This window comes from Actinophytocola sp. (genome assembly GCF_035712165.1).
In the GTDB taxonomy this organism is placed as follows: Bacteria; Actinomycetota; Actinomycetes; order Mycobacteriales; family Pseudonocardiaceae; genus DASYTH01.
The window spans coordinates 1-8,985 of record NZ_DASTBH010000467.1 but is presented as its reverse complement, the minus strand read 5'-3'; the positions used below and the strand labels follow the sequence as shown (position 1 = coordinate 8,985).

Below are 8,985 nucleotides of genomic sequence, written 5' to 3'. Positions count from 1 at the left end.
GGTGGTCGGGCCGACCAGCACCGTCGCGGTGCCGGCGAAGGAGATCAGCCCCAGGTTGATGCCCTGGGTCAGGCCCTGGGTGAAGGACTTCGCCGACTCCTGGGCGGCCGCCAACCGGGTCGGCCGCACGTCGGTGGCCTGCATGGACAGCGACACGTCGACCACCAGCAGCACGGTCGCCCGGTTGCGCGGCACCCGCTGCTCGGCGGTCGGGCCGGCCATCGCGGTGGTGAGCAGCATCAGCGCGACGATCAGCACGACCGCCGGCAGGTGCCGCCACCGGCTGGGCTTGTTCGGCACCACGCGGTCGAGCAGTTCGAGGTTGGTGAAGCGCATGGTGCGCCTGCGCCGGGCGCGTTGCACGGCGACGTAGCCGGCGACCACCGCGGCGATCGCGATGAACAGCAGGAACCACCACGGCGCGGCGAACCGCTGCAGGGTCAGACCGAACATGTCATGCCACCCCTCCCGACCAACGGCGTTTGCGGGAGACCACGAACCGCACGGTGTCGGCGATCCAGTCGGAGTCGGTGCGCAGCACGAGGTGGCCGCCGCCGGCCCGCCGGATCGCGGCGGCGACGTCGCTGCGGTGCTCGGCCGCCGCGGCCGCGAACTCCTTGCGCAGCAACGCCGAGGCGTGCACCTCCCGCTGGCGTCCGGACTCCGGGTCGGCCAGCACCACCGTCCCGACGTCCGGCAGGTCGATGTCCCTCGGGTCGAGCACCTCGATGGCGAGCAGGTCGTGCCGGGCGGACAGCGCCCGCAGCGGCCGCTGCCAGGTGGTCGGGCCGAGGAAGTCCGAGATCACCACGGCCAGGCCGCGCCTGCGCGGCGGCCGGCGTAGCTGCTCCACCGCCTCGGCGAGGTCGCCCCGGGTGCCCTCGGGGGCGCGCGGCGTCTGCGCGATCGCCCGGACCAGCCCGCGGGCGTGCGCGAGCCCACCGCGCGCCGGCAACCGCACCGTGCGCTCCCCGGTGGCGATCACCGCGCCGATCCGGTTTCCGCCGCCACCGGTCAGGTGCGTCACCGCGGCCACCGCGGCCACCGCGAGGTCGCGCTTCTCGCAGGCGGCGGTGCCGAAGTCGAGGCTCGGGGACAGGTCGACGACCACCCAGGTCTCCAGCTCCCGGTCGGCGACGGTCTCCCGGATGTGCGCTTCGGTGGTGCGGGCGGTGACCGCCCAGTCCATCCGCCGCACGTCGTCGCCGGGCTGGTAGATCCGGGCCTCACCGGGCTCGGAGCCCGGGCCCGGCACCAGGCCGAGGTGGTTGCCCTGGAGCAGGCCGTCCAACCGCCGCCGCACGTCCAGCTCGAGTAGCCGCAGGCCGGCTTCCATCCGCTCGCCCTGCAGGATCGGCGGCGCCCAGTGCGGCCGCTCCCGCTCCGTCTTCTTCTGGCTCATGAGATCCCCTCGCAAGGCCCGGGGTTGGCTCACGACCGGCCGGAGGCACCCACCGCCGCCGGATGCCCACCGCCGGCCTGCGGGCGGGCCGCGACCTGCGGCAGCGGCACCGTCTGCAGTACCCGGGTGATGATGTGGTCCAGCGGCACACCGTCGGCCAGCGCGTCGTAGGAGAGCACGAGCCGGTGCCGCAGCACGTCCGGAACCACGTCCACCACGTCCTGCGGCAGCACGTAGTCGCGGCCGCGCACCAGGGCCAGCGCCCGGCTGGCGGCCACGATCCCCAGGCTCGCCCGCGGCGAGGCGCCGTAGGCGACCCAGCCGGCCACGTCGGCCAGGCCGTGCTCGCCCGGCGTGCGGGTGGCCAGCACCAGCCGGACCGTGTAGTCGACCAGGGCGTGGTGCACGAACACGGTGGACGCGACATCCTGCAGCCGGACCAGCTCGGCCGGGCTGAGCACCTGGCTCGGCTCCGGCGGGCGCACGCCCATCCGGTAGACGATCTCGCGCTCCTCCTCGGCCGTGGGGTAGTCCACGATGATCTTGAAGAGGAACCGGTCCCGCTGCGCCTCGGGCAGCGGGTAGACGCCCTCGTTCTCGATCGGGTTCTGGGTGGCCAGCACCAGGAACGGGTCGGGCATCGGGAAGGTCTGCCCGCCGATGGACACGTGCCGCTCGGCCATCACCTCGAGCATCGCCGACTGCACCTTGGCCGGCGCCCGGTTGATCTCGTCGGCGAGCACGAAGTTGGCCACCACCGGGCCCAGCTCGACGTCGAAGGTTTCCTTGCCCTGCCGGTAGATCCGGGTGCCGAGAATGTCGGCGGGCACCAGGTCCGGGGTGAACTGCACCCGGGAGAAGGAGCCGCCGACCACCTTGGCGAAGGTCTCCACGGCCAGCGTCTTGGCCACCCCGGGCACGCCCTCCAGCAGCAGGTGGCCCCGGGACAGCAGGCCGACCAGCATCCGTTCAACCAGGCGGTCCTGCCCCACGATCACCCGCTTGACCTCGAACACGGTCCGTTCGAGCAGCTGGCCGTCCCGGGCCGGGGTGCTGGTCGAGGCCGCGTCCGCCGCAGGCTCGGTCAACTTGCCTACCTCCTGGTGCTGGGGTGCATTTCGCCGGATACAGCACACCTGAACAGCGGTGTGACGGCTGTGAAGACCCTTTCAGGGAAGATCGTCCGGAGTGTCCAGGTCGGCCTCCTCACCCGGCATGGCGGGGACGTCGACCAGCCGCAGCCGGCCCAGGACCGAGCGCAGCGACCGGCCGGCCGGGTCCGGCGGCAGGGCCTGGCCGAGCGGGCCGGGGCGCCACACGCCCATCAGCCACTGGCGCCGTCCCTCGGAGTCGGTCAGCACCGCGCCTGCGGCGTCCGGAGCCTCCCACAGCGCCAGCCGCAGTTTGTCCACTGTGGACAGGCTGACGGCCAGCAGGTCGGCGGCGAGCACGGCCACCTCCGTGGTGTCCGGCGGAAGTTTGGCGAGCCCGGCGGCCAGGCCGGCGAGCGGGCCCGCGCCCGGTGGCTCCTCGCGGGCCCAGACGACCGACCCGGTCTGCCAGCGCGGCGGGCCGACGACGATCACCGGTTCGGCACCGGTCACCGCGTCCACCGCCCTGCGCAGCAGGCTCTTGCCCTCCACCTCGATCAGCACCTTGTCCACACCGGACAGTCGGGTGGCCCGACCGCCGGCCAGAATCACCGCGGCGAACGCCATGCCCGCATTACAGCAGCCGCACCGCGTAGGACACGATCCCGCCATAGCGCACCGGGGCGATCCGGACCCGTGCGCCGGAGTACGGCGCCTCCACCATCTGCTCGTTGCCGAGGTAGAGCGCCACATGGTGGATCCGGCCGCCGGTCGACCAGAACAGCAGGTCACCAGGGGATTTCTGGTCCAGCGGCACCCGCACGCCGCGTTCGGCCTGGTAGCCGCTGTAGTGCGGCAGCCGGATCCCGACCCCGGCGAAGGCGTAGATCATCAGGCCGGAGCAGTCGAACCCGACCTTGGCGTAGTCGCCGAACGCGTCCGCGACCCCGCCGTCCCGGATCCCCCTGGTCGGACCGCTGCCGTTGCCGCCGCCCCAGGCGTAGGTGACGCCGAGCTGGGACAGCGCCCGGTCGATCACGGACCGGACCCGGCCGGCGGCCGAGACCGTGGTCCCGGCCCGGCTCGCCCGGGCGGCGTCCTCGCGCTGCTTGGCGGCCAGCCAGTCCAGGTAGCGCTGGCGCTGGCTCTCCAGCCCGCCCACCTTCGCCTGCGCGTCGGCCAGGGCCTGCTCGGCGGCGTCGCGGGCGGCCAGCAGGTCCCTCGCCCGGACCACCTGGTCCCGCTGGGCCTGCCGGGCGGCCTCCGCCGCGGCGTCGGCCGCCCGCTTGGCCCGCTCGGCCTCCGCCTGCTTGGCATTGGCCAGGTTCAGCGCGGCGCGCGCGGTGGAGTCCTTGTTGGCCTTGTCGATCCGGGCCCGCTGCATCCCGTCCAGGGCGTCCAGGCCGCTGCGGCTCACCTCGTCCAGCAGCTGTGCCCTGGCCAGCAGGTCGCGCGGGTTCTCCGCGCCGAAGTAGGGCGAGATCGAGCCGATCACGCTGCCCTGGCTGAAGCTGCCGGCGGCGAACTCGTCGAGCTTGATGCGGGCCTCGTCGACCACCCGCCCGGCGCCGGCGGCCTCGCGAGCGGCGGTGTCGGCATCCGCGCGGGCGGCACGCGCCGCCTCCTCGGCCGCCTGCAGGTCGACCAGCGCCTTGTTGGCCTCCTCCAACTTGACCTCGACCTCGGCCTGCAGCGCGATCAGCCGGGCCTCGGCCTCGGCCACCCGGTTGGTCAGCTCGCCGACCCGGCCCGCCTTGGTCCGGGCGTCCGAGCGGCTGTCCCGCAGGTCGGAGTCGCTCGGGTTCGGGGGCGGCGGGGGGACCGCGCCGGCCGCGCCCGTGCCCAAGGTCAGAACCAGCAGCACCGACCCGGCCGCGACGCCGGCCGCACGCACCCGGCGGGTCACCACCTCGCCACCTCCCGCGCGGGTGCTCCCGGACCCCGCAACGAGGCCACTGTGCCACTTCTCCCCCACGTGTGCGCTCTGGCACCAGGAGAACCGGGAATATCACCCGCCACATTCGCCCCATCGAGCGCAGGGTGATCACAACCGGTGACCGCCGTCCCGTGGCTGCCGGCGGCCTGCGAGCATGACCGGCGTGCGCTCCCGCCCAGGCCCGGTCGGCATCGCCGGTGCCGCCGCCTGCTGCACCGGGTTGGTGCTGGTGGCGTTGGCCACATTCCTGCCGTGGTTCCGGTCCGGACTGGAGCTACGGGACAGCTACCGGTCGATCAGTCTCATTCGGACGATCCGGCTGGTCGACGGCGGTCCACTGGAACCGGTGCTGTTCGCCTGGACAATGATCATCCCGGTGATCACGATCAGTATCGTCGCGTATGCGTTCGGTTTTCGCAGGACTGGCGCAACAATCGCGATGATCGTGGCGATAATCTGCGGAACCGTTGGCGGCATCGCAGCCGTCGAAAGCAGTAGCTACGGAGTCATCGCCGGCACCGGTCCCACGGTCATGCTCATCGGTGGGGTCTTGGCGCTGATCGGGGCTGTCGGCGTGTTCATCGGCCGTCGTCAAGGTGTGAACGTCTCAGGAGGGGAACCGTGACCTATCCAGGCTCAGGCGGCCCATGGCAGCCCAACGATCCCAACCAGCCGGGCACCGGCGGCTTACCCCCGCAGCCCGGCTACCCGCAGCAGGGCGGCTATCCGCAGCAGCAGGGTTACCCGCAGCAGGGCGGCTACTACGGCCAGCCGGGCGGTTACCAGCAGCAGCCCGGATACCCGCAGACCGGCCCGCAGCCGACGCAGGGCCACCCCCAGACCGGCCCGCAGCCGGCACAGGGCTACCCGCAGACCGGTCCCCAACCCACCGCCCAGTACGGGCAGTACGGCCAGTACGGGCCGCCGCCCGGCTACCCCGAGCAGCCGCAGCGCAAGAGCCGCCGGGGCCTGATCATCGGCGCGATCGTCGCGGTGATCGCGATCGCGGCCGGCTCGGTGGTCACCGTCTGGGCGCTGAACCGCAGCGACGTCCAGGCCGGCGCGCCGAGCCCGACGGCCGCGGCCGACAACCTGGTCAACGCCATCAACAAGGGCGACCTGGCCGGCCTGTTCGCCACCCTCGCCCCCGCCGAGTCGTCGGTCATGGTCGACCTGAACAAGGACATGACCGAGGAGTTCAAGCGGCTCGAGGTGTACAAGCCGGACGCTGACCCGAGCCAGATCAGCGGCGCCGACATCCGGACCTCCGAGCTCAAGTACGACGAGTCCGGCGCGGAACAGGTCAACGATCACCTGACCATCACCAAGCTGGTCGGCGGCAAGCTGATCCTCGACTCCGACGTGAGCAAGCTCCCGTTCACCGAACGGTTCCTCGAAGCGGCCTTCCCGGGCGGCCTGGACGCCAAGCCGGAGCACGAGGAGATCGACATCGCCGAGGCGACCCGCAACGGCAAGGACCCGGTCCGGATCGCCACGGTCAAGGTCGACGACCAGTGGTACCCCAGCCTCTTCTACACGATCGCCGACTACGCGCTGCGCGACGCCGGCAAGGACTGGCCCAAGCAGGGCATCGCCAACAAGGGCGCGGGCAGCCCGCAGGACGCGGTGCGCGACCTCGCGCAGGCGGCGTCGGACGGCAACATCGAGCGGGTCATCGAACTGCTGCCACCGGACGAGATGGGCGCGCTGCACGACGCCGGACCGGTGTTGCTGGCCGAGTTGGGCAAGCCGGACGCGCTCGGCGCCAAGATCACCAAGTTCGAGGCGGACACCCAGGACGTGACCGGCGGGCAGAAGGTCGTGATCAAGGAGTTCGAGGCCGAGGCGGAGGGCGAGCGGGTCGTCGTCCGGCGGGACGGCGACTGCTACTCCTACGAGGCCGAGGGCGAGAGCGGCAAGTTCTGCGGCGACCAGGTGGCCGAACTGCTCAAGGACGAGGACGTCCCGCCTGCGGCCCGCAAGGCCCTGGTGAACCTCGCCTCCGGGATGCTGAAGAACACCGGCATCGTCACCACCCAGGTGGATGGCAAGTGGTACGTCAGCCCGCTGCGGACGTTCACCGACATCGAGCTGACCGTGTTCAAGAGCCTCACCGCGGACGACGTCTACGCGCTGCTGAAGCTCGCCAAGTAACGACCCACCCGCGACAGGCCCGGCCGGTTTCGGCCGGGCCTGTCGCGGTTTCAGTCCAGGAACTCCAGGCGGTTGCCCACCGGGTCGTCGGTGTGGAAGCGGCGGCGGCCGGGGATCTCGGCCGGGTCGGCCCAGCGCACCGGGTGGCCGGCCAAGGAGATCCGAGCCGCCATGGCGTCCACGTCCACCACGAACGCGGGATGGGCCTTGCGCGCCGGGTGGAACGGTTCCTCCACGCCGACATGGAGCTCGGCGTCCGGGCCGCCCCGGCCGGGCACCTGGAACCAGCACCCGCCGCGGGCGGCCAGCAGCGGCGGTTTGGGCAGTTCGGGCCAGCCGAGCACCCCGGCGTAGAACGCCCGCAGCCGGTCTTCGCTGCCCTGTGGGCAGGCGATCTGCACGTGGTGAAGCACGGCACAACCCTCCTCGGTCGGCTTGAACCGGAATACAGGACAAGCGTACTGTTTAGTGCAGGGGGTCATCTCGGCGGGCTCACCACGAGTACGCGAGACTCGATCCGCAACGACCTTGAACTGACTTCCGCGCACCGCGAGATGGAGCTGGACGTGACCGCACCCACCAGCAAGGACAGCTTCGGCGCCCGCGCCACCCTGACCGTCGGACCGGCCTCGTACGAGGTGTTCCGGCTCGACGCGGTGCCTGGTGCCGAGCGCCTGCCGTACAGCTTGAAGATCCTCCTGGAGAACCTGCTCCGCACCGAGGACGGCACCAACATCACCGCCGAGCACGTGCGCGCGCTGGCCGGCTGGGACCCCGACGCCGAGCCGTCCGTGGAGATCCAGTTCACTCCCGGCCGGGTGGTCATGCAGGACTTCACCGGGGTGCCGTGCATCGTCGACCTGGCCACCATGCGGGAGGCGGTCACGGCGCTCGGCGGCGACCCTGCGAAGGTCAACCCGTTGGCGCCGGCCGAGTTGGTGATCGACCACTCGGTGATCGCCGACATCTTCGGCCGGCCGGACGCGTTCGAGCGCAACGTGGACCTGGAGTACGAGCGCAACCGCGAGCGCTACCAGTTCCTGCGCTGGGGGCAGACCGCGTTCGACGAGTTCAAGGTCGTGCCGCCGGGCACCGGGATCGTGCACCAGGTCAACATCGAGCACCTGGCCCGCGTGGTGATGACCCGCGGTGGGCAGGCCTACCCGGACACGCTGGTCGGCACCGACAGCCACACCACCATGGTCAACGGGCTGGGGGTGCTCGGTTGGGGCGTCGGCGGCATCGAGGCCGAGGCCGCGATGCTCGGCCAGCCGGTGTCGATGCTGATCCCCCGGGTCGTCGGGTTCAAACTGGACGGTGAGCTGCCGGCCGGATCGACCGCGACCGACCTGGTCCTGACGATCACCGAGATGCTGCGGCGGCACGGCGTGGTCGGCAAGTTCGTCGAGTTCTACGGGTCCGGCGTCGCGGCGGTGCCGCTGGCCAACCGCGCCACCATCGGCAACATGAGCCCCGAGTTCGGTTCCACCTGCGCGATATTTCCCATCGACGAGGAAACCGTGTCCTACCTTCGGTTCACCGGGCGTTCGGCCGAGCAGGTGGCGCTGGTCGAGGCCTACGCCAAGGAGCAGGGCCTGTGGCACGACCCGAACGTCGAGCCCCGCTACTCCGAGACGCTCTCGCTCGACCTCGGCTCGATCGTCCCGTCCATCGCCGGGCCGAAGCGGCCGCAGGACCGCATTGCGCTGAGCGACGCCAAGCCGGCATTCCGATCGGCGCTGGGCGCCTACGTGGCCAACGACGATCAGCCGCCGGCGCGGACCGGGGTCGACGAGTCGGTCGTCGAGTCCTTCCCGGCCAGCGACCCGCCCGCACCGGGCTCGGGTCGCAACAGCGCGCCGGCCCCCACCTTCTTCTCTGCCGCCGAGGACAGCGCGGGCCGGCCGAGCAACCCGGTCAAGGTCAGCCTGGACGGCGCGGAGTTCGAACTGGACCACGGCGCGGTCGCCATCGCCGCGATCACCTCGTGCACCAACACGTCCAACCCGTCGGTGATGATCGGCGCGGCGCTGCTGGCCAAGAAGGCCGTCGAGCGCGGGCTGGAACGCAAGCCGTGGGTGAAGACCACGCTGGCGCCGGGGTCCAAAGTGGTCATGGACTACTACCAGCGCGCCGGGTTGATGCCGTACCTGGAGAAGCTCGGCTTCCACCTGGTGGGTTACGGCTGCACCACGTGCATCGGCAACTCCGGGCCGCTGCAGGACGAGATCTCCGAAGCGGTGCAGGCGGCCGACCTGGCCGTGGTGTCGGTGCTGTCCGGCAACCGCAACTTCGAGGGCCGGATCAACCCGGACATCAAGATGAACTACCTGGCCAGCCCGCCGCTGGTGGTCGCGTACGCGCTGGCGGGGTCGATGGACCGGGACATCACCACCGAGCCG

General features: G+C 71.6%; 9 protein-coding genes. 3 read left to right on the top strand and 6 right to left on the bottom strand.

Translation table 11 applies throughout. The annotated features are described in order from the left end of the window. The 5 genes from VFO68_RS26195 to VFO68_RS26175 form a co-directional block, all read right to left on the bottom strand. On the bottom strand, positions 1 to 453 hold a 453-nt coding region (locus VFO68_RS26195), incomplete at its 3' end, for a VWA domain-containing protein (RefSeq protein ID WP_414635575.1). 1 nt (position 454) lies between these two features. Beyond that, positions 455 to 1,402 (bottom strand): DUF58 domain-containing protein, encoded by a 948-nt coding sequence (locus VFO68_RS26190; protein WP_325161048.1) that lies wholly within the window; start codon positions 1,400 to 1,402, stop codon positions 455 to 457. 29 nt (positions 1,403 to 1,431) lie between these two features. Next, on the bottom strand, positions 1,432 to 2,490 hold the full coding sequence (locus VFO68_RS26185; RefSeq protein ID WP_325161047.1) for a MoxR family ATPase: 1,059 nt from the start codon (positions 2,488 to 2,490) through the stop codon (positions 1,432 to 1,434). A gap of 81 nt (positions 2,491 to 2,571) precedes the next feature. Beyond that, the gene (gene mobA / locus VFO68_RS26180) at positions 2,572 to 3,120 is read right to left on the bottom strand and encodes a molybdenum cofactor guanylyltransferase (protein WP_325161046.1); all 549 of its coding nucleotides are present in this window, start codon (positions 3,118 to 3,120) and stop codon (positions 2,572 to 2,574) included. A gap of 7 nt (positions 3,121 to 3,127) precedes the next feature. Continuing rightward, positions 3,128 to 4,402 (bottom strand): NlpC/P60 family protein, encoded by a 1,275-nt coding sequence (locus VFO68_RS26175; protein WP_325161045.1) that lies wholly within the window; start codon positions 4,400 to 4,402, stop codon positions 3,128 to 3,130. A gap of 181 nt (positions 4,403 to 4,583) precedes the next feature. On the opposite strand from VFO68_RS26175, the gene VFO68_RS26170 reads away from it, so the two are divergent. Together VFO68_RS26170 and VFO68_RS26165 are read left to right on the top strand one after the other, a co-directional pair. Then, entirely contained in the window at positions 4,584 to 5,054 is a 471-nt protein-coding gene (locus tag VFO68_RS26170) for a hypothetical protein (protein ID WP_325161044.1), read from the top strand. Continuing rightward, a complete protein-coding gene (locus tag VFO68_RS26165; RefSeq protein WP_325161043.1) occupies positions 5,051 to 6,583 on the top strand; it encodes a flagellar basal body protein FliL in 1,533 nt (510 codons plus the stop codon). Before VFO68_RS26170 ends, VFO68_RS26165 begins: the two co-directional genes overlap by 4 nt. A gap of 50 nt (positions 6,584 to 6,633) precedes the next feature. Here the strand turns inward: VFO68_RS26165 and VFO68_RS26160 are convergent, their stop codons facing one another. Continuing rightward, positions 6,634 to 6,996, bottom strand: coding sequence for a glyoxalase (locus VFO68_RS26160; RefSeq protein ID WP_325161042.1), 363 nt, complete (start codon positions 6,994 to 6,996; stop codon positions 6,634 to 6,636). A 141-nt stretch (positions 6,997 to 7,137) separates the two neighbouring features. Here VFO68_RS26160 and VFO68_RS26155 point away from each other — a divergent pair. After that, on the top strand, positions 7,138 to 8,985 hold a 1,848-nt coding region (locus tag VFO68_RS26155), incomplete at its 3' end, for an aconitate hydratase (RefSeq protein ID WP_414635574.1).

Excerpts from the sequence above, each read along its gene's own strand:
- VFO68_RS26170 (WP_325161044.1), top strand. The coding sequence starts at position 4,584 with ATGACCGGCGTGCGCTCCCGCCCAGGCCCGGTCGGCATCGCCGGTGCC.
- mobA (WP_325161046.1), bottom strand. The coding sequence starts at position 3,120 with ATGGCGTTCGCCGCGGTGATTCTGGCCGGCGGTCGGGCCACCCGACTG.
- VFO68_RS26190 (WP_325161048.1), bottom strand. The coding sequence starts at position 1,402 with ATGAGCCAGAAGAAGACGGAGCGGGAGCGGCCGCACTGGGCGCCGCCG.